At 66.0% G+C, this 19714-nt stretch carries 18 protein-coding genes; 9 read left to right on the top strand and 9 right to left on the bottom strand.

Translation table 11 applies throughout. From position 1 onward, the window contains the following. The first annotated feature begins 227 nt into the window (after positions 1-227). From PI990_RS26210 to moaE, 6 genes are all read left to right on the top strand, one after another. Positions 228-1412 (top strand): tetratricopeptide repeat protein, encoded by a 1185-nt coding sequence (locus PI990_RS26210; RefSeq protein WP_442969303.1) that lies wholly within the window; start codon positions 228-230, stop codon positions 1410-1412. 58 nt (positions 1413-1470) lie between these two features. Continuing rightward, positions 1471-2601, top strand: a complete 1131-nt coding sequence (locus PI990_RS26205) for a polysaccharide deacetylase family protein (RefSeq protein WP_271658931.1) — start codon at positions 1471-1473, stop codon at positions 2599-2601. Between the two features lie 331 nt (positions 2602-2932). Continuing rightward, a complete protein-coding gene (locus tag PI990_RS26200; RefSeq protein WP_263402755.1) occupies positions 2933-4324 on the top strand; it encodes a PhoH family protein in 1392 nt (463 codons plus the stop codon). Positions 4325-4440: 116 nt separating this feature from the next. Further along, positions 4441-4911, top strand: coding sequence for a cyclic pyranopterin monophosphate synthase MoaC (gene moaC, locus PI990_RS26195; RefSeq protein WP_271658930.1), 471 nt, complete (start codon positions 4441-4443; stop codon positions 4909-4911). 2 nt (positions 4912-4913) lie between these two features. Next, positions 4914-5162 (top strand): MoaD/ThiS family protein, encoded by a 249-nt coding sequence (locus PI990_RS26190; protein ID WP_271658929.1) that lies wholly within the window; start codon positions 4914-4916, stop codon positions 5160-5162. 1 nt (position 5163) lies between these two features. Further along, complete coding sequence (gene moaE / locus PI990_RS26185; protein ID WP_271658928.1) at positions 5164-5628, top strand: molybdopterin synthase catalytic subunit MoaE; 465 nt, start codon at positions 5164-5166, stop codon at positions 5626-5628. Positions 5629-5637: 9 nt separating this feature from the next. Here the strand turns inward: moaE and PI990_RS26180 are convergent, their stop codons facing one another. Continuing rightward, a complete protein-coding gene (locus PI990_RS26180; protein ID WP_021220894.1) occupies positions 5638-5799 on the bottom strand; it encodes a hypothetical protein in 162 nt (53 codons plus the stop codon). A 325-nt stretch (positions 5800-6124) separates the two neighbouring features. On the opposite strand from PI990_RS26180, the gene PI990_RS26175 reads away from it, so the two are divergent. Further along, entirely contained in the window at positions 6125-6901 is a 777-nt protein-coding gene (locus PI990_RS26175) for an ABC transporter substrate-binding protein (RefSeq protein WP_184487471.1), read from the top strand. Positions 6902-7179: 278 nt separating this feature from the next. Here PI990_RS26175 and PI990_RS26170 read toward each other — a convergent pair whose 3' ends face one another. From PI990_RS26170 to PI990_RS26135, 8 genes are all read right to left on the bottom strand, one after another. Continuing rightward, complete coding sequence (locus PI990_RS26170) at positions 7180-7821, bottom strand: helix-turn-helix transcriptional regulator (RefSeq protein ID WP_184487472.1); 642 nt, start codon at positions 7819-7821, stop codon at positions 7180-7182. 73 nt (positions 7822-7894) lie between these two features. Beyond that, positions 7895-9019, bottom strand: coding sequence for an NAD(P)/FAD-dependent oxidoreductase (locus PI990_RS26165; RefSeq protein ID WP_271658927.1), 1125 nt, complete (start codon positions 9017-9019; stop codon positions 7895-7897). Next, entirely contained in the window at positions 9016-9972 is a 957-nt protein-coding gene (locus PI990_RS26160) for an ornithine cyclodeaminase family protein (protein ID WP_271658926.1), read from the bottom strand. Before PI990_RS26160 ends, PI990_RS26165 begins: the two co-directional genes overlap by 4 nt. Positions 9973-10240: 268 nt before the next feature. Next, on the bottom strand, positions 10241-11728 hold the full coding sequence (rhlB, locus tag PI990_RS26155) for an ATP-dependent RNA helicase RhlB (protein WP_271658925.1): 1488 nt from the start codon (positions 11726-11728) through the stop codon (positions 10241-10243). A gap of 163 nt (positions 11729-11891) precedes the next feature. Beyond that, positions 11892-13052 (bottom strand): dipeptidase, encoded by a 1161-nt coding sequence (locus tag PI990_RS26150; protein ID WP_021220888.1) that lies wholly within the window; start codon positions 13050-13052, stop codon positions 11892-11894. 74 nt (positions 13053-13126) lie between these two features. Beyond that, on the bottom strand, positions 13127-14065 hold the full coding sequence (locus PI990_RS26145; protein WP_271658924.1) for a GGDEF domain-containing protein: 939 nt from the start codon (positions 14063-14065) through the stop codon (positions 13127-13129). A gap of 301 nt (positions 14066-14366) precedes the next feature. Next, positions 14367-16274, bottom strand: a complete 1908-nt coding sequence (locus PI990_RS26140; RefSeq protein ID WP_271658923.1) for an acyl-CoA synthetase — start codon at positions 16272-16274, stop codon at positions 14367-14369. Positions 16275-16301: 27 nt separating this feature from the next. Continuing rightward, positions 16302-16961: an alpha/beta hydrolase gene (locus tag PI990_RS26135; RefSeq protein ID WP_031288254.1), complete on the bottom strand. Its 660-nt coding sequence runs from the start codon at positions 16959-16961 to the stop codon at positions 16302-16304. Positions 16962-17434: 473 nt separating this feature from the next. Between PI990_RS26135 and PI990_RS26130 the strand changes: the two genes are divergently transcribed. Both PI990_RS26130 and PI990_RS26125 read left to right on the top strand, forming a co-directional pair. Then, entirely contained in the window at positions 17435-18463 is a 1029-nt protein-coding gene (locus tag PI990_RS26130) for an amino acid ABC transporter substrate-binding protein (protein WP_021220884.1), read from the top strand. Between the two features lie 63 nt (positions 18464-18526). After that, a complete protein-coding gene (locus PI990_RS26125) occupies positions 18527-19711 on the top strand; it encodes an amino acid ABC transporter permease (RefSeq protein ID WP_271658922.1) in 1185 nt (394 codons plus the stop codon). The last annotated feature ends 3 nt before the right edge of the window (positions 19712-19714 follow it).

The following is a 19714-nucleotide window of genomic DNA, read 5'->3' as shown; positions in this document are numbered from 1 at the left end:
GTTGGGCTCCACCTATGGGGACGATTGACGTTGTCAGGTGTTGCCCGGGCGGGCAGGGGGCCTGCCCCCGTGAACGCCTTCTATATAGGGCTTCAGCCCACCGCTGCCGGAGCGATTCCCTCGCCCGGTTGCCACACATCACATTCGGCGCCCGGGGCGTTGCGCTATAGTGCGACGCCCGGCGCATCCGCCGGCCCCCTCTCATCCACTTTGACAAGGAGGTCGTAGTGAAGACCCTCTCGCGTATCGCCCTATCCCTGCTGTTGGCTTCCAGCGCCGCCCTGGCCCAGGCCGAACAGCTGCCCATCGAAGTGCTCAGCGCCGTGGTCAAGGACCAGAAGATCGCGGGTGCCGAGGTGCTGGTGCAGAAGAACGGCGCGCAGACCGCCGCCGGCAAGACCAACGCCCAGGGCCAGGTGACCCTGGACAGCGCCTTCGCCGATGACGCCGACGCGCTGCTGATCATCAAGAAGGACGGCTACTCCAACCTGGTCGCCAAGTGCCCGTGCAAGGGCATGACTTACGCGGTAAGCCCGGTGATGCAGGACCTGGACGGCATGCGCGTCGTGCTGAGCTGGGGCGAGACCCCGGCGGACCTGGACTCGCACATCGCCTTCCCCGGCAACCACATCTATTTCGACGCCAAGGAGGGCACCGACGCCGACCTGGACGTGGACGACACCGACAGCTTCGGCCCGGAAACCATCACCCTGCACAAGAAGCGCTTCGGCGAGACCTACGTGTACGCGGTGCATGACTTCACCAATATCAACAACCCGTCCTCCAAGGCGCTGTCCCTCAGTCAGGCCAAGGTCTTCGTCTATGTCGGCCAGTCCCTGGTGCGCACCTACTACGTGCCGACCAACCAGCGCGGCAACCTGTGGAAGGTGTTCCGCCTCTCCGGCAACGGCGACTTCCAGGACATCAACACCCTCGAAGGCAGCAAGGCCCAGGACGCCAACTACGTGCTCGGCGACATCGAGCCGCTGCTGGGCAATGGCCAGGACGTGGCTGCCCAGGCCGTGACCCAGGCCGCCCAGGGCGATGCCAAGGCACTGAACAAGCAGGGCGAGGCGGCGTACCACGACGGCAAGCTGGACCAGGCCATCGACCTCTACCGCCAGGCCATCGAGCTCAATGCCAACTTCGGCCAGGCGTACAGCAACCTCGGCCTGGCCTACCAGAAGGCCGGCCGTACCGCCGAGGCGATCTGGGCCAACCGCAAGGCCATCGCCCTGGCCAGCGGCGCCAATGCCGCCACCGTGCGCGCGAGCTCCTACTACAACATCGCGCGCATCTATGAAGAGGCCGAGCAGTTCGACGACGCCCTGCGCCACTACCACCTGGCCAAGGAGCAGAAGGCCAACCCGGTGTACGACAAGGCGATCCAACGGGTTCAGGACCGCCACTGATCCGCTATCGGTAACCAGCGCGCCCTTCGGGGCGCGTTTTTCATTGGAGTACGCATTCATGTTCAGAGCCATTTCCCTGGGGCTCGTTCTGGCCCTTGGCGCCGGCATGGCCCAGGCCGCCGGCCCCCGTGCGGTCGCCTTGCTCGATCGCAGCACCTGGCCCGCCGCGCTGGACAGCCCGGCACGTTTCGATGACGCCTCGCGGGCGGAGATCCTGGTGTTCGCCCAGGCCCTGCTGCAGAGCGAGACGCTGGATGCCGGCGCCTGGCAGCAGCGCCTGGACCTGAAGGCAGCCAACCTCGATGGCATCGAGACCACGCGCAAGCACTTCTGGGCGCGCCTTGTGGATAACTACCGCCTGGCCAGCCAGGGCTGCACCGCCAGCAGCCCCTTCTGCCCGCCGGCGGCCGACGAGGCGGCACTGCGCAAGCAAGCGAAGCGCTTCGATGTGGCACCGGATTCGCCCTTTTTCGCCTGGGTCGAGGCGAGCCGGCGTTTCCACCAGATCTACCTGGACGAAGAAATGCGCCTGGCGGCTCTGTTCCCCCGGGTCAGCAGCGAGATCGGACTGTTCTCCGCCCAGGAGCGCAACGGTGAGGAACTGGCGGACCGTCACTTCCTCCTGACCTTCGACGACGGCCCCACGCCGGTGGGTGGCCACAGTGATCGGCTGACCCCCTGGCTGCGGGCCAATGGCGTCAACGGCACCTTCTTCGTCCTCGGCCAGAGCCTGCAGGCGCGCTTGCAGAAGACCTCCGCCAAGGCCCTGGGCGAGCTGTATGCCGGCCAGTGCGTGGCCTCCCATGGCTGGGAGCACAAATCCCACGCCACCTGGGAGCAGTGGCAGGACTCGGTCACCCGCGTGCAGGCGCTGCTGGGCAAGACGCTGCCGGACAACGCCATGCCGCTGTTCCGCCCGCCCTATGGCCAGCGCAAGGCCGACAGCGCTGCCTTCTTCGCCGGGCAGGGGTTGCAGGTGGCGCTGTGGAACATCGACTCCCAGGACTGGAACGCCCGGGTCAGCGGCGATGCGGCCGGCCAGCGCGTGCTCAGCCTGATGCTGCTGTGGCGGCGCGGGGTGATTCTGTTCCACGACATCCACTCCAAGGCGCAGACGGCGGTGCCCTGGTTGCACGCACAGACGAGCGCGGCAGGGCTGACCTGGGAAGACTGTCGGAGCTATCGCTAGGAAGGGCTGACCGGGCGGTCGGAATGCAGGAAGTGGAGCAGGAGGACTTTCGACTTTAGCGACGGCAAGGGATGACGCCAAGGGTTATTCGTCGCATGGAAAAAAAATTGTCCGGGGGGAAAAAAGTTCTTTTTTCTGTCATCCGTATTGGGTTATTAACGAATCAGACCGCCGAATCCTGAAGACAGGTGGCGGCCACAAGGCCCTCACCTGCGCTTCTCGGGCTCCCCTGGCGACCGGCATGACCCGGCCAGAAGGGGACGGTAGTCCTTCCTCGGCGGAGAGCCGTCATGGCATTCCGTCGCCCGGACCGACAAGAAGGTGACCGAGTATGGATGATCACGGACGCGCCCGCCCCACCGCTCCAACCCTCTACGCCCTCGATACGAACGTTCTGATCCACGATCCCAACGCCATCCTCAACTTCGAAGAACACCACGTGGCCATCCCCATGACCGTGCTGGAGGAACTCGACAAGCTGAAGACGGGCAAGCAAGGCGTAGCCGCCGAATGCCGCCAGGCGATTCGGCTGATCGACAAGATCCTGGGCGGTGCCACGCCCGAGCAGGTTGAGCACGGCGTACCTATCCAGCGGGAAAAGAGCGGCCCCTGCGGCTTTCTCTCGATACTCATGAGCAAGAGCGCAGCCCCCATCACCTGGCTGCCGGAAGACCTCAACGACAACAAGATCATCAACCAGTTGGTGGAGCTGAAGACCCGGCGCCCGGGCATGTCCGTGGTGCTGGTGACCAAGGACATCAACATGCGCCTGAAGGCGCGCGCCTGCGGCATCGACTCGGAGGACTACCACACCGACCAGTTGGTCGACGACGTTTCGCTGCTTTCCCGTGGCTACCACACCATGCAGGGTTCCTTCTGGGACCGCGTCAGCAAGGTGGAAACCCGCCAGGACCACGGCCGCGCCTGGCACCGCGTGCAACTCACCGACAACCTGCCGGCCGTCCACGTCAACGAGTTCATCGTCGACGAACAGGGCTTCGTCGGCTGGATCAAGGGCATCAAGGCCGATGAGCTGCTGATCCTCGACCTGCACCAGGAGCCGTTGCTGCACCAGGAAGCCTGGGGCCTGCGCCCGCGTGATATCTACCAGGCCCTGGCGCTGTTCGCCTTGCTCGACCCGGACATCCACCTGGTCAACCTGTCGGGCGCGGCGGGGTCCGGCAAGACCATCCTGGCGCTGGCCGCGGCCATCGAGCAGACCATGGTCAGCAAGCGCTACCGGCGCATCATCGCCACCCGCAGCGTGCAGGGGCTGGACCAGGAGATCGGCTTCCTGCCCGGCACCGAGGCCGAGAAGATGGAGCCCTGGCTAGGCGCCATCACCGACAACCTCGAAGCCCTGCACATGGATGACGAGAGCACCCACGGCAGCGTCGACTACATCCTCAGCAAGGTGCCGTTGCAGTTCAAATCCCTCAACTACATCCGTGGGCGCAGCTTCCAGCAGAGCCTGATCCTGATCGACGAGTGCCAGAACCTCACGCCGCACCAGATGAAGACCATCATCACCCGTGCCGGCACCGGTTCGAAGGTGATCTGCCTGGGCAACCTGGCGCAGATCGACACCCCCTACCTGTCCGCGCCCAGCTCCGGCCTCACCTACCTCACCGAACGCTTCAAGGACTTCCCCCACGGTGTGCACATCACCCTGCAGGGCGTACCGCGCTCGGTGCTGGCGGAGTACGCCGAAGCCCATATGTGACGAACGGCCGCCGGGCGGAGCGATCCGCCCGGCGAAAGCCCTTCGATAATCCGCGTATTTGTATACAATCTGCCCCCTGCGGACCACTTCATGGTGCCCGCCAGAGGAGCTAAGCAGTGCTGACCCATCTCGATTCCCAAGGCCGCGCCAACATGGTCGACGTCACCGAAAAAGCGGTGACTTCCCGTGAGGCAACGGCCGAAGCGCGGGTGCGCATGCGCCCGGAAACCCTGGCCATGATCCAGGCCGGCGGCCACCCCAAGGGCGACGTGTTCGCCGTGGCGCGCATCGCCGGCATCCAGGCGGCGAAGAAGACTTCCGACCTGATTCCCCTGTGCCACCCGCTGATGCTCACCAGCGTCAAGGTCGAGCTCAATGCCGAAGGCGACGACGTGGTGCACATCGTCGCGCGGTGCAAGCTGGCCGGGCAGACCGGGGTGGAAATGGAGGCGCTGACCGCCGCCAGCGTCGCCGCCCTGACCCTCTACGACATGTGCAAGGCGGTGGACCGCGGCATGACCATCGAAAGCGTACGCCTGCTGGAAAAGCTCGGCGGCAAGAGCGGCCATTACCAGGCCGGGGAGTGAAGATGATTCGCGTGCAGTATTTCGCCCGTTACCGTGAAGCGCTCGGCCTCGACGGCGAGCAGCTTGCCTGGGACCCGGCGTTCGCGAAGCTGGATGACCTGCGTCGCCGCCTGCTGGACCGTGGCGGTGTATGGGAAGTGCTCGACGAACAGAACCTGATGTGCGCCCGCAACCAGGAACTGTGCAGCCTCGACGAGGTGCTGGCCGACGGCGACGAAGTGGCCTTCTTCCCTACCGTGACCGGAGGCTGACATGGGCATTCGCGTACAGGCCAAGGCCTTCGACCCCGGCACCGAACTGAACGCTCTGCATGCGGCCAATGTCGGCGTTGGCGCGGTGGTCGGCTTCGTCGGCTATGTGCGCGATTTCAACGAGGGCCAGGATGTATCCGGGATGTTCCTCGAACACTACCCGGGGATGACCGAGAAGGCCCTGGAGAAGATCGCCGAGGAAGCCCGGCAGCGCTGGCCGCTGCTCAAGGTCGACATCCTCCACCGTATCGGCCGCCTGGAACCGGGCGAGCCGATCGTCTTCGTCGGCACCGCCAGCGCCCACCGCCAGGCGGCGTTCGACGCCTGCAACTTCATCATGGACTACCTCAAGACCCGCGCGCCCTTCTGGAAAAAGGAAGATACCGCCGAAGGCCCGCGCTGGGTCGAAGGGCGCTGCAGCGACCAGGCAGCGGCGCAGCGCTGGGAAGACGACAAGCGCAGCTGAGCCGGCGGCTCAGAGCTCGATGTACATCTTCAGCAGGATGGGCGCGAACATCGAGGCCGTGCCCAGGCCCGTGAGCCAGATGCCCCATTCCCGTTCGCGGTTGCTGAAGCCTATGCCGAGCAGGAGGAAGCCCGCGACCAGCAGGGCGATCATGATGTGCACGTTGTCCATTCCGTTCTCCATTCCTTCCGGGTCTCTGCTTGCAGACTAGCCGGCGCCTGCGCGCGCGGGGCTGACCTGGGTCATTCCACCGGGCCGGCCGGCTTTTTTGCGGCCCTGGAAATGAGGCGGACGGCAATTGACGATTTGTACGAATAAGTCCAGAGTGGACAAATAAGTACAAAACAGGGCCGCGTCCATGCACGCCAACCTTCGCCGAACACGCTCCGTGCGCCCGCCGGAATCGCCCGGCTGCGTTTCTCTGCCCTCCATCAACGCTCACAAGAACCGGCCTGCCACCCTGGCGGGCCCTGACATGCATCGCGGGAGTCGCACCATGAAGAAAATCGCACTGCTCGGCGGTATCGCCCTGAGCCTCGTGGCATCCAGCCTGTTCGCTGCCGACAAGCCCTTGCGCCTGGGCATCGAGGCGGCCTATCCGCCCTTCGCCTACAAGACCCCGGCGGGGCAGATCGAAGGCTTCGACTACGACATCGGCAATGCGCTGTGCGAGGAGATGAAGGTCAAGTGCCAGTGGATCGAGCAGGAGTTCGACGGCCTGATCCCCTCGCTGAAGGTGAAGAAGGTGGATGCGATCCTGTCGTCCATGACCATCACCGACGAGCGCCGCAAGTCGGTGGATTTCACCCACAAGTACTATTACAGCCCCGCCCGCCTGGCGATGAAGAAGGGCAGTGCGGTGAGCGAGGACTTCTCCCAGCTGGTGGGCAAGACCGTCGGCACCCAGCGCTCCACCACCACCGACCGCTTCGCCACCGAGGTGCTGGAGCCCAAGGGCGTGAAGGTGGTGCGCTACAGCACCCAGAACGAGATCTACCTGGACCTGCTCTCCGGGCGCCTGGACGCGGTGCTGGCGGATGCGTTCCCGCTCAACGAAGGCTTCCTCAAGACCGAGAACGGCAAGGGCTACGAGTTCGTCGGCCCGGTGCTGAAGGACCCGCAGTACTTCGGCGAGGGCGCCGGGATTGCCGTGCGCAAGGGCGATGCCGAGCTGCGTGACAAGCTGGACGCGGCCATCACCGCCCTGCGCAGCAATGGCACCTACCAGAAGATCCAGGCGAAGTACTTCGACTTCGATATCTACGGGGATTGAAGGGGAGCGGGCGGTGCGATGCGCCGCCCCGGTTCCGGCGTGAGGAGCTTCCGTAGGTTGGCGCCGAGCGCAGCGAGGCCCAACGTTTGCCGGTGGGCCCGATCACGAATGAATGTGCTCCTACGGGGGGCTACGGGGTGGGTCGGTGCGTAGGGTGGAGGTCGCTTTTTACCTCCACCCTGCGGAGGTGGGGTTGGCGATTGGCAGCATGGGTTTCGCTGCGCTCTACGCCATCCTACGGGGCCCTGGTGTGTGGGGGTGGGCGAATGAATTGGCCCTTACACCTCGTTTTCGGGTTCTTCCTTGAGTTCGCGCAGGTGCTTGTACACGGTGGCGCGGCCCATGTTGAGGACGTTGGCGACGTAGTTGGCGGCGCTCTTGCCCTTGAAGGCGCCTTCGGCGTGCAGGGCCAGGACCAGTTCGCGCTTGTGCTCGCGGCTGAGCAGGTTGAGGCCGAGCTGGCGCTGGCGCATCCAGTTGTGCAGGAAGGTGTTGATGCGCTCCTGCCAGTCGTCGCGGAACAGCGCGTCGGGCTGGGGGATCAGCTTGCCCGGGGCGAGGAACAGGTCCAGGGCCGCCTTGGCGCTTTCGAACAGCGAGATATTCAGGTTGATGCACAGCACCGCCAGCGGCTTGCCCTTGGCGTCCTGTAGCACGGTGCTGACGGAGCGGATCTTCTGCCCGTCCCAGTTGAGCTTCTCGTAGGGGCCGATATTCCGCGCCTCGCCGCCATCTTCGAGCATGTCCTCCAGCGCCGCGTCGTCGCCGATGCAGCGCTTGGAGATGTTGTTGGCGATGTAGGCGACCTTCTGCGTGCGCAGGTCGTGCACCACCACTTCGGCGTGGGGGAAGAACAGGGTGGCGATGCCGTCGGCTATGGCCCGGAAGTTGTCGAATGCCGGATCGGGACGAGGCGTCATGGAAGGCTCCGCAAAGGCTTGGCCGCGCCCCTTTGGCGCGGCCCGGCGAGTGTGGCGTAAAGCGGGGGTGGCGTCACCTGAGGCGGGCCGGGGAGAGCATCGCCTCGGTTAGGCCGAAGCGGCCCAGGTGCTCCGGCAACGGCTGACGCAGGATCAGGCTGGCGCTGGCCTCGCCCATGGCGGCGGAGGTCTGGATGCCGTAGCCACCCTGGCCGGCGACCCAGAAGAAGCCCGGCGCCTGGTCGTCGTAGCCGGCGACAAGATCACCGTCGGCGAAGAACGAGCGCAGCCCGGCCCAGGTGCGGGCGGGGCGGCGGATGCTCATGTGGGTGTGCTCCTCGATCTGGTGGATGCCCATGGCGATGTCCAGCTCTTCGGGCTGCACATCGTGGGCGTCCACCGGGTCGGCATTGGCGGGTGAGCCCAGCAGCATGCCGGCGTCGGGCTTGAAGTAGAAGGACTCGTCCAGGCTCACCAGCGCCGGCCAGGCATGGCTGTCGACGCCTTCCGGCGCGGCGAAGATGAAGGCTGCGCGGCGTTTCGGCTGCAGGCCCAGGGGGCGCACGCCGGCGAGGGCGGCGAGGCCGTCGCACCAGGCACCGGCGGCGTTCACCAGCACCGGCGCGCTGAACTCGCCCTGACCGGTGGTGACGCGCCACAGGTCGCCCTCGCGAGCGATGGCCTGTACGTCATGGCCGGTGTGCACGGCGCCGCCGTTGCGGCGGATGCCGCGCAGGTAGCCCTGGTGCAGGGCATCGGTGTCGATGTCGGCGGCGCTGGGGTCGAGCATGGCGCCGAAGACCTTCTCGCGGCGCAGCACCGGTACCAGGGCGCAGGCCTGGTCGGCGTCCAGCAGTTGCACCTCGGCGACGCTCTCGCGGGCGCTGTCGAACTGGCGGCGCAACTCGTCCGGGTCATCGCTGAAGTCCACCACTATCTCGCCACGGGGCGTGAGGATCGGGTGCTCGCTGAAGCCTTCCGGCGGGTTGTCGAAGAAGGCCCGGCTGGCACCGGTCAGCGCGCGCACCTGGGGCGTGCCGTAGGCGACGGTGTAGAGCGCGGCGGAGCGGCCGGTGGAGTGGTAGCCGGCGTGCTCTTCGCGCTCCAGCACCGCGACCTTGCCCTGGCGCGACAGCCAGTAGCCGGTGGAGGCGCCGGCGATGCCCGCGCCGATGATGATGAAGTCCAGCTGGTTCATGCCGACGCCTCGCACTTGAGGTGATAGAGCGCGTTGGCCAGGGCGACGTCTTCGAGGCCGAGGCCGATGGAGCGGAAGAATACCGGGCGGCGGTAGTCGGGGCGCTGTGCGCGGTCGGCGAGCAGCTCGGGCAGGTCACCACGCAGGGCCTCCGCGCTCCAGCCATGCTGTTCGGCGGCGATGCGCATCTCGCCGGCGCTGCCGGGGGTGGTGGCGCGGTAGTCGCAGTAGACATCCATTTCCGCCAGGGCTGCCGGCGGCACTTCATGGGCGCGCGGGGCGTTGGTACTGATGGAGGTGACCAGGGTGGCGTGGCCGAGCTGGCGCGGGTCCAGTACCGGGGCGGCGGCGGAGGTGCAGAGCAGGATCACCTCGGCGTCGGCCAGGGCGGCGTCCTGGCTGGCGCAGACCTCCACGCGCGGGTCGAGGGCGCGCAGGGCGTCGGCCCGCTCGCTGTCGGGCTGCAGGCGTGGCGAGTACACGCGCACCTGTTGCCAGGGGCGCAGCGCCAGGCAGTGGCGGATATGGGCGCGAGCCACGGCACCGCTGCCGATCACCGCCAGCTGCGTGACCGCTTCCGGTGCCAGTGCATCGACCGCCACGGCGGTGGTGGCGGCGGTGCGTTCGGTGGTCAGGGTGGCGGCATCGCAGAGCATCAGCGGCTGGCCGCTCTGCATGGACATCAGCAGGGTCCAGGCGGTGACCACGGCGCCGTCCGGGCGTGGCAGGTAGGGCGAGGTCTTGACCCCGTAGACCTGCTCGCGGGCGAGTACGCCGAGGTAGTTGATGAAGTCGCCGCCGCCGGGGAATTCCACCAGTTGCTGCGCGGGCTGCACTGCCTCGCCAGCGGCGAGGTCGAGGAACATGCGCCGCAGTGCCGCCTGCACATCGATGCGGGGCAGCAGGCGTTCGGCTTCAGCGGACGTGACGACCAGAGGGGGGACGCTGGACATGGCGGGGCTCCGATATAAACAATTTGTCCATATTGGAATTTATTGTCTTGATCGGCAATAGGCGGGCGACGGGGCGCAAGGAAATGACGCTTGGGTGAAAATCTTTGGGTGGGGCCGGAGGGGGGCTATAGGAAAGGAGAAGCGGTGGGCTGAAGCGGAGCGCCGCCCGGCCTACCCAACGCCCACCCCGCGCCTGCTGATCTACAGGGGTAGAAATGAAAAAGGCGAAGCCCGGGGGCTTCGCCTTTTCTGTGCGTGGCAGCTGCGATCAGTGCTTGCGCGGCACCGACTTGAGCAGCTCGGCGGGCGGGGTTTCGCAGTTGATCTTGCGGCCCAGCAGTTCTTCGATCGGCGGCAGGGCGAAGGCGTCGTCCTCGCCGGCGAAGCTGATGGAGGTGCCGCTGGTGCCGGCACGGCCGGTACGGCCGATGCGGTGCACGTAGTCGTCCGGGTCTTCCGGCAGGGTGAAGTTGATCACGTGGCTGATGGCGTCGACGTGGATGCCGCGGCCGGCGACGTCAGTGGCGACCAGTACGCGGATCTTGCCTTCGCGGAAGCCTTCCAGGGTCTTGATGCGCTTGTGCTGGGGCACGTCGCCGGACATCTGGGCGGCGCTGATACCGTCCTTGGTCAGGCGCTCTTCGATGCGGCGCACTTCGTCCTTGCGGTTGGCGAAGACCATCACCCGCTCCCAGTTGTTCTGGGCGACGAGGTTGTAGAGCAGCTTGTACTTGTCGCTGCCGGCAACGGCGTAGACGTGCTGCTCGACGGTCTCGCTGGCGACGTTCTCCGGCTCGATCTCGACGATGGCCGGGTCGACGGTCCACTGCTTGGCCAGGTTCATCACGTCGTCGGTGAAGGTGGCGGAGAACAGCAGGGTCTGGCGCTCGCCCTTGTGCGGGGTCTGGCGGATGATCTGGCGGACCTGGGGGATGAAGCCCATGTCGAGCATGCGGTCGGCTTCGTCCAGCACCATCACTTCGACCATGTCCAGGTGCACGTCACCGCGCTGGTTGAAGTCCAGCAGGCGGCCGGGGGTGGCCACGAGGATGTCGCAGAAGCGCGATTCCAGCTGCTTGAGCTGCTTGTCGAAGTCCATGCCGCCGACGAAGCTCATGACGTTCAGGCCGGTGTACTTGGTCAGGGCCTGGGCGTCCTTGGCGATCTGCACCACCAGCTCGCGGGTCGGCGCGATGATCAGCGCACGGGGCTCGCCCATGTAGCGCTCTTTCGGCGGCGGGGTCTGCTGCAGCTGGGTGATGATCGAGATGAGGAAGGCGGCGGTCTTGCCGGTGCCGGTCTGGGCGCGGCCGATGGCGTCCTGGCCCTTGAGGGTGAAGCCCAGTACGCCCGCCTGGATCGGCGTGCAGTAGGGGAAGCCCAGGTCATGGATGGCGTGCATCAGGGTCGGCGACAGCTTGAAGTCATGGAAGCGGGTCTTGCCTTCCATGGGTTCGACGACGAAGTCTTCCAGCTTCCAGGTGTCTACCGGCTTGGGCGCACGCTCACGGCGGGGCTTGTCGGACCTGGGTTTGTCGCTGCGGGGTTTCTTCTCGGCGCGGGGGGCCTGCTCGGTAGCGGTGGCGGCAACAGCGGCGGCGGGTTTCTCAGCCGGGGCGCGCGGCGCCTTCTTGGGCTGGGCGGGGGTTCTCTCGCTAGCGGAGCGAGTCGGGGCCTGGGTGGCCGGGGCAGTCGGGGCGACGCCGGAAGTGGGCTCTTCGCCCTTGCCAAAGATTTTCTTGAGTGCTTTGAGCACGGTCATCTCGTCGATTGGTTAAGGAATGAACGGGCGCCAGTGTAAAGCAAGATGTGATCGCGGCGAAGTGCCCTGGCGTTTTGCCGTGGCCGGCCGCTCTGTTCCGGGCGTTGCGCGGGGTAGGGGGGCGCCGCCCCGGTGTCGGGGCGGCGTGGGGCGGGGGTTATTCGCTGGGCAGGCTGGCCAGGAGCAGGCGCTGGACGTTGCCGCCCATGATCTTGGCGATGTCGCCTTCGCTGTAGCCGGCTTCCTGCAGGCCCTGGGTCAGCTGGGCCAGGCCGGTGGTGTCGAAGGGGGCGTGGATGGTGCCGTCGAAGTCCGAGCCGAGGGCCACGTGCTCGACGCCCACCAGGTCGCTGGTGTAGCGGATGGCCTTGACGATGGCCTTGACCGAGGTGTCGCACACGGCGGTTTCCCAGTAGCCGATGCCGATCACCCCACCGGTGGCGGCGATGCGCTTGACGTGGTCGTCGCTGAGGTTGCGCGGGCCGGGGCAGGTGCCTTCGACGCCGCCGTGGGAGACCAGCACCGGGCGCTCGGCCATTTCCAGCACGTCGTCGATCAGCGCGCGGGAGGCGTGCGCCAGGTCGATGATCATCTTCTTCTCTTCCAGGTGGGCCACCACGCGGCGGCCGAAGCGGGTGAGGCCGCCCTTTTCCATGCCGTGGGCGGAACCGCCGACTTCGTTATCGAAGAAGTGGGTCAGGCCGGTGATGCGGAAGCCGGCGTCATACAGACGGTCGACGTTCTCGATCTTGCCTTCCAGCGGGTGCAGGCCTTCGGTGGCGAGGATGGCGGCGACGCGATTGGGGTCTTTCTTCCAGGCGGCGATGAAGGTTTCGAAATCGGCGCGGGTGCGCACCTGCACCAGCTTGCCGTCGCTGCCCTTGGCGGCTGCGGCGAGTTTCTCACCCTGGTACAGCGCGCGCTCCAGCAGGCTGGTCCAGGTACGCGGCGGCCAGCGCTGGGCCATGGCGAGCACGGTGATGTTGTCGCTGTCGTCGTCGTTCCTGTCGTAGTTGATGCCGCGCGGGGTCTTGGTGACGGTGGAGAACACCTGCAGGGCGACCTTGCCTTCCAGCAGGCGCGGCAGGTCGCTGTGGCCGAAGTCATGGCGCTCCAGCAGGTCGCGTTGCCAGAGCAGGGCGTCGTCGTGGAGGTCGGCGATGAAGAGTTTCTCGTGCAGCTTGTTGGCCGCTTCGCTGGCGACATAGGGCGCTGGGGATTCGACGCTGTTCATCTTCCGGTCGAGGACGCTGGGCAGGCTGAAGAACACCGCCAGGCCGATCACGACCAGTACCAGCAGGATCAGGAGTTTGCGCATTGAGGGAGCATCCGGGCTTCGTTGTTGTAGTGGCCGGGAACTCTAGCAAGGCCGCCGGCTCGCTGCAGCAGGGCTCAGCCGTTAAGGCAGTTACGTCCCTGCATCTTGGCCTTATAGAGGGCAGCGTCGGCGCGGGCGATGAGGTCCTGCAGGTCGTCCTTGGGTTGCATCTGGGTCAGTCCGATGGACACCGTGACCCCCGGCAGTATCCCCACCGGTGAATAGAAGGAGGGCACCTGCTCCAGGCTCTGGCGCAGGCGCTCGCCGATGCTGCGCGCTTCCTCCACCGCGATTTCCGGCAGCAGGATGACGAATTCCTCGCCCCCGAAGCGGGCCATGCTGTCCTTCGGCCGCAACTGGTTGCGCAGGGTGTGGGCCACCAGGCAGAGGGCGTAGTCGCCGGCCAGGTGGCCGTGGCGGTCGTTGTAGGCCTTGAAGTGATCGACATCGAGCATCAGCAGGCACATGGGCTGGCCGTTGAAGGCACAGCGGGTGTTTTCGCGCTCGTAGATATGTTCCAGCCAGCGCCGGTTGTAGAGCCCGGTGAGGGTGTCGACGTTGGCGTTCTGCTCGGTGTCGAGAATGATCCGGTTGCCCGTGCGCACCCGGTCGCAAAGCAGCTCCAGCAGGTTCTGCATCATCTGCGGCGATTGCTGGAACAGCTTCGACAGCGCCTCGCGGTGCAGGCGCAGTACGGTGCTCGGCTGGGTGGCCACCACGTAGGCGGAGGGGTGGTCGTTGTCGATGAAGCTGATTTCACCCGCGCAGTCGCCCGCTTCCAGGGTGGACATCGGCTGGTTGTCGAGGGAGCCCAGGTACACCTGCAACTGGCCGTCGAGCAGCAGGTAGAGGTATTGGTTGCGGTTGAAGGGCGAGAGCAGGATCTCGCCTTTTTCCAGGTCGCAGGCGGCGAACTCCTGCAGAACCTGCTGCAGGCTGTTGGCGGCGACGTTCTGGAACAGTCGCTGGCGTTTGAGCAGCTGCAGATCGGCCTGCCAGTGCGCATTCTTCATGGGCTACATCTGACCTGGATAGCAACTAGGGCAACTTGGGGAGGTGGCATCGCAAAACACTCCATGTCTTTGCGTTGAAAACCGTTATCGACCTTATGCCCGCCCCCAACGGCTTTCAATGCTTGCCGCAAGGTAGGCCGACCAGTGGTTTGGAAAACCATAGCGCGTCACATTCCCGGCCAATGTTGTCGGACAATGTGCATTTCTGCGGAGGTGGTCTCGTTCGAGGCGACGGCGAAGGCCCTGGAACGGGCCTTGCGGGGCGGGTCAGCTCCCGGCGCGAGGCCGGGAGCTGCGCGCCTCAGAGGTGCGGGTGCAGCTCGTAGCGCACGGCGAAACCGGCCAGGCGCTGCTCCAGGTCGGCACGGCGGTTCTCGTGCAGGTCGGGCACCCGGATATGGGCCAGTTGACCGTGGCGGTCGTCGGCACGCACTTCGACGCTCAGCCCCGGTGCCAGGGGCGCCAGGACGTCTTCGAAGACCCGACGGATGGCGTCGTGGCGCAGGGTCGGCTTGAAGGTCTTGCCCACCGCGGTGACCGGCAGCGCGTCGATGATCCACACGTCCTTGGGCACTGCCGCGCGTTCCGGCACATGGGCGCCGGCGTGGGCCAGCAGTTCGGCCTCGCTGGCCTGCATGCCGGGCTTGAGCTGGACATAGGCCACCGGCAGCTCGCCGGCCTTCTCGTCGGGCTTGCCGACCGCAGCGGCCATGGCCACGGCGGGGTGGCCGTGCAGGGCTTCCTCGATCATCTGCGGGTCGATGTTGTGGCCGCCACGGATGATCAGGTCCTTGCTGCGCCCGGTGAGCCAGATATAGCCGTCGGCGTCGATGCGGCCCAGGTCGCCGGTGTTGAACCAGTCGCCGTCCACCCAGATGCCGGCGTTCTTGCTGGCCTGCAGGTAGCCCTTGAACACGGTGATGCCGCGCAGGCAGACGTTGCCGATCTCGTTGGCCCGCGCGTCGCGGAGGAAGCCGCCTTGCTCGTCCAGCACCTTGATCGCTACGTCGCAGTAGGGCATGCGCAGGCCGATGGAGCCCGGGCGGCGCTCGCCCGCGCTGGGGTTGCCGCAGCTGCCGCAGGTGCCTTCGGTGAGGCCGTAGCCCTCGATCAGGGTGAGGCCGGTCTTGGCCTCGAACTGGCGGATCAGCTCCACCGGCATCGGCGCCGCACCGCACAGGGCGTAGCGCAGGCTGGAGAGGTCGTAGCCCTCGCTGGGCACCTGCAGCAGGCCGGCATAGATAGTGGGCACGCCGCTGAAGAAGCTCACCTTGTAGCGCTCGATGATCGTCCAGAAGTTCTGGATCAGCGCAGTGTTGCGGTAGCCCTGGGGCGTGGCCAGCAGCACCTGGGCGCCGGCGAAGAACGGGGCGAGGCCGGTGACCATCACGCCGTTGACGTGGAACAGCGGCAGGCCGCAGAGGGTCACGTCGTCCGGGCCGAGGTTGATGGTGTAGGCGAGGATCATCGCCATCGCCACCTCGTTGCGGTGGCTGTGCGGCGCCAGCTTCGGCGTGCCGGTGGTGCCGCCGGTGTGGAAATACGAGGCGATGTCGTCGGGGGCGATGACACGGCCGCTTTCCAGGTGGTCGGCGGGGCAGCCGGCGATCAGTTCGTCGAAGTCCAGCACGCCTTCCGGCAGGGCGCCGCGCTGGGCCTTGATGCCGCTGCGCTGGGGCTCGGGCAGGTAGTTGGCCAAATCGACCGTGACGATGGCCTTGAGGCCCGGCAGTTCATCGCGCAGAGAAGCCACCTTGTCCCACAGGTCGGTGCCGGGGAAGGGCGCCAGGGTCACCAGCACTTCGGAATCCGAGGCGCGCACCAGTTCGGCGATGTGCTCGGGATCGAGCAGCGGGTTGATGGCGTTGACGATGCCCGCCGCTTCGCCGCCCCAGAGGGTGAAGTGGGTGTGCGGCAGGTTGGGCAGCAGGAAGGACACCGCTTTGCCCGGGCGCAGGCCCAGGCGGTGGAAGGCGTTGGCGGTGCGGGTGACCTGGGCCAGCAGCTCGGCGTAGCTCAGCTGCCAGGGGGCCTCGTCGGCGCTGCCCTGCATGAGGAAGGTCATGGCGATGGCGTCCGGCGTGCGCTGGGCGCTCTGGCGGATCAGCGCGTAGGTGCTGTCCGGCATGCCGCGTTGCTGCAGCGAGACCTGTTCGATCAGCTCGATATCGCGCAGGGAGGTAATGGGCGGTACGGGAGTCTGGGTCATGGCCAATTCTTGTTGTGGGTGGGCGGATCAACGGGTCAGCCGAGCGCTCAGCCAGGCGCCTATGTCACGGATTTCCTCCGGCAGCACCTCGTGGCCCATCGGGTAGTCCTGCCACTGCACCGGAACGCCGGCGGCGGCGAGCTTGTCGTGTGCGGCGCGGCCCATGGCCAGCGGCACCACGTCGTCGAAGGTGCCATGCAGGCAGAAAACCGGCAGTTGTAGTTTTGTATCCGGCAGCGCCAGGGTGTCGCCGAAGGTCGGCGCATAGGTGGACAGCGCCAGCACCCCGCCCAGCGGACCTTCCCAGCGCAGCAGGCCGGTGTGCAGTACCACCGCGCCGCCCTGGGAAAAGCCGGCGAGGACGATGCGCGCCGGGTCGATGCCGGCATCGCGCTGGGCTTCGATCAGGGCGATCACGCTTTGCGCCGACTGTTCCAGCTGGGCCTGGTCGATGGCCCGGGCCGGGCTCATGGCGAGGATGTCGTACCAGGAAGGCATGGCGTAGCCGCCATTGATGGTGACGGCGCGCGTGGGGGCCTGGGGCAGGATGAAGCGGGCGCTGTCGAGCACCTCCTGTAGCGCTTCGGCCACCGGCAGGAAGTCGTAGCGGTCCGCCCCCAATCCGTGCAACCAGATGACGCACGCATCGGCCGTCTGTGTGGGCTCCAGAATCAACGGATTACTCATGTGTGGCTCCAGTTTGGGGCGTTCGCACCAAAGTGGTGCTTGCGCGGGGCGATGATGGGGTCTATCAGTGAAAAATATGTCGCACCAATAAAACTTTCCCTATTGACCTGTCGGAAGCGGCGTACGGGCACTGTGCTGGTACGGCCTTTGCTAACCAGCAGCAGACTTACAGACGGCCTGCGCGGCGGTAACACTTCGCAGGTCGCTCAACGGGTTGGGCGTCGATGCAGATCGATACCTTGCAAACGATCGCTGGCACGTTTTCTTCGTGAAGGTGGTCGAAAATCCGTCTCCAGCCCATTCGACCAATGGGCGAGGAAGAGGGCAGCTGGCGCGCGGAGCGGCGCCAACTAGACTTCTTCCTTAGGTCCGATTCCCCGGTTGACCGACGCCTCGCGCGGTTGAACCTGCCTCACGAGGGTACGGCGGTAGGACCGAGACTCCAACACAAAAAAAAGCAACTGGAGGTTTTGATGAAGATGGTGAAATCCACCCTGGCTGTGCTGACTGCGGCAGCTGTTCTCGGTGTCAGCGGCTTCGCTCAGGCGGGCGCCACCCTGGATGCGGTCAAGAAGAAAGGCTACGTGCAGTGCGGCATCAGTGACGGCCTCCCGGGCTTTTCCTACGCCGACTCCAAGGGCGAATACAAAGGTATCGACGTCGACATCTGCCGCGCTGTAGCAGCGGCTGTGTTCGGTGATGCGAGCAAGGTCAAGTTCAGCCCGCTCACCGCCAAGGAGCGCTTCACCGCGCTGCAGTCCGGCGAAGTGGACATCCTCTCCCGCAACACCACCTGGACCAGCTCCCGCGACGCGGCGATGGGCCTGAACTTCACCGGCGTGACCTACTACGACGGCCAGGGCTTCCTGGTGAACAAGAAGCTCGGCGTTTCCAGCGCCAAGGAACTCGATGGCGCCACCGTCTGCATCCAGGCCGGTACCACCACCGAGCTGAACCTGGCCGACTACTTCCGCGCCAACGGCCTGAAGTACACCCCCATCACCTATGACACCTCCGACGAGAGCGCCAAGTCGCTGGAATCCGGCCGTTGCGACGTGCTGACCTCCGACCAGTCGCAGCTGTACGCCCAGCGCATCAAGCTGGCCGCGCCGGACGAGTACGTGGTGCTGCCGGAAGTCATCTCCAAGGAACCCCTCGGCCCAGCCGTTCGCCAGGGTGACGAGGAGTGGTTCGACATCGTGCGCTGGAGCCTGTTCGCCCAGCTGAACGCTGAAGAGCTCGGCATCGACTCGAAGAATGTCGTGGAAACCGCCAAGTCCACCAAGAACCCGGACGTGGCCCGCCTGCTGGGCGCTGAAGGCGACTTCGGCAAGGATCTGAAGCTGCCGAAAGACTGGGCGGTGCAGATCATCAAGCAAGTCGGCAACTACGCCGAAATCTTCGATCGCAACGTCGGTGCCGGCAGCGAGCTGAAGATCGAGCGCGGTCTCAACGCCCTGTGGAACAAGGGTGGTCTGCAGTACGCACCGCCGGTGCGCTGACCCACCACGCTACCGCCCGCGGATGCGGGCGGTAGCGTCCAGTTCCAACCGACGAGGGCTGTCATGCAGAAAACTTCCCAAGCCCCGCGTGTCCGTGGATCGGTCCTGACCGACCCGCAGACGCGCGCGTGGCTATTCCAGATCATCGCCGTAGTCGCCGTCGTGGCGTTCGGCTGGTTCCTCTTCCACAACACCCAGGTCAACCTGGAAAAGCGCGGGATCATCTCCGGCTTCGGCTTCCTCGACCAGAGCGCCGGCTTCGGCATCTCCCAGCACCTGATCGACTACAAGGAGAGCGACACCTACGGGCGCGTCTTCTTCATCGGCCTGCTCAACACCCTGCTGGTGACCGTGGTCGGCATCATCCTGGCGACCGTTCTCGGCTTCATTCTCGGTGTCGCGCGGCTTTCGCCCAACTGGCTGATTCGCAAGCTGGCGACCGTCTACATCGAGACCTTCCGCAACATCCCGCCGCTGCTGCAGATCTTCTTCTGGTACTTCGCCGTGATGCTGCCCATGCCGGGCCCGCGGCAGAGCATGAGCTTCGGTGACACCTTCTTCATCAACAACCGTGGCCTGTACATGCCGTCGCCCACCATGGCCGACGGCTTCTGGTCCTTCCTGATCGCCGTCGTGGTGGCGCTGGTCGCCAGTGTGCTGGTGTGGCGTTGGGCCCGGGCGCGGCGCCATGCCACCGGCCAGCGCTTCCCGGTACTGCTGAGCACCCTCGCCCTGCTGGTGGTGCTGCCCAGCCTCGCCGCCCTGGTGATGGGCAGCCCCTTCCATTGGGAAGTGCCGCAACTGACCGGCTTCAACTTCCGCGGTGGCTGGGTGGTGATCCCGGAACTGATCGCGCTGATGCTGGCGCTGTCGATCTACACCGCCGCCTTCATCGGCGAGACGGTGCGGGCCGGCATCCAGTCGGTCAGCCACGGCCAGACCGAAGCGGCGCATTCCCTGGGCATCCGCCCCGGGCAGACGCTGCGCCTGGTCATCGTGCCCCAGGCCCTGCGGGTGATCATTCCGCCGCTCACCAGCCAGTACCTGAACCTGGCGAAGAACTCGTCCCTGGCGGCCGGCATCGGCTATCCGGACATGGTCTCGCTGTTCGCCGGTACCACGCTCAACCAGACCGGCCAGGCCATCGAGGTCATGGCCATCACCATGAGCGTCTACCTGGCCATCAGCATCAGCATTTCCCTGCTGATGAACTGGTACAACAAGCGCATCGCGCTGATCGAGCGGTGAGGG

The organism is Pseudomonas sp. TUM22785, assembly GCF_028198105.1.
Classification (GTDB): Bacteria; Pseudomonadota; Gammaproteobacteria; order Pseudomonadales; family Pseudomonadaceae; genus Metapseudomonas; species Metapseudomonas solani.
The sequence above is the reverse complement of the archived record's forward strand: the minus strand, read 5'-3'. Positions and strand labels throughout refer to the sequence as shown.

Bases quoted from the DNA above. Each gene is read 5' to 3' on its own strand.
- PI990_RS26170 (WP_184487472.1), bottom strand. From the start codon at position 7,821: ATGACGCCTCGTCCCGATCCGGCATTCGACAACTTCCGGGCCATAGCC.
- PI990_RS26125 (WP_271658922.1), top strand. From the start codon at position 18,527: ATGCAGAAAACTTCCCAAGCCCCGCGTGTCCGTGGATCGGTCCTGACC.
- PI990_RS26200 (WP_263402755.1), top strand. From the start codon at position 2,933: ATGGATGATCACGGACGCGCCCGCCCCACCGCTCCAACCCTCTACGCC.
- PI990_RS26135 (WP_031288254.1), bottom strand. From the start codon at position 16,961: ATGAGTAATCCGTTGATTCTGGAGCCCACACAGACGGCCGATGCGTGC.
- PI990_RS26190 (WP_271658929.1), top strand. From the start codon at position 4,914: ATGATTCGCGTGCAGTATTTCGCCCGTTACCGTGAAGCGCTCGGCCTC.
- PI990_RS26145 (WP_271658924.1), bottom strand. From the start codon at position 14,065: ATGAAGAATGCGCACTGGCAGGCCGATCTGCAGCTGCTCAAACGCCAG.
- moaE (WP_271658928.1), top strand. From the start codon at position 5,164: ATGGGCATTCGCGTACAGGCCAAGGCCTTCGACCCCGGCACCGAACTG.
- PI990_RS26140 (WP_271658923.1), bottom strand. From the start codon at position 16,274: ATGACCCAGACTCCCGTACCGCCCATTACCTCCCTGCGCGATATCGAG.
- PI990_RS26150 (WP_021220888.1), bottom strand. From the start codon at position 13,052: ATGCGCAAACTCCTGATCCTGCTGGTACTGGTCGTGATCGGCCTGGCG.
- PI990_RS26180 (WP_021220894.1), bottom strand. From the start codon at position 5,799: ATGGACAACGTGCACATCATGATCGCCCTGCTGGTCGCGGGCTTCCTC.
- PI990_RS26205 (WP_271658931.1), top strand. From the start codon at position 1,471: ATGTTCAGAGCCATTTCCCTGGGGCTCGTTCTGGCCCTTGGCGCCGGC.
- PI990_RS26160 (WP_271658926.1), bottom strand. From the start codon at position 9,972: ATGTCCAGCGTCCCCCCTCTGGTCGTCACGTCCGCTGAAGCCGAACGC.
- PI990_RS26175 (WP_184487471.1), top strand. From the start codon at position 6,125: ATGAAGAAAATCGCACTGCTCGGCGGTATCGCCCTGAGCCTCGTGGCA.
- PI990_RS26165 (WP_271658927.1), bottom strand. From the start codon at position 9,019: ATGAACCAGCTGGACTTCATCATCATCGGCGCGGGCATCGCCGGCGCC.
- PI990_RS26130 (WP_021220884.1), top strand. From the start codon at position 17,435: ATGAAGATGGTGAAATCCACCCTGGCTGTGCTGACTGCGGCAGCTGTT.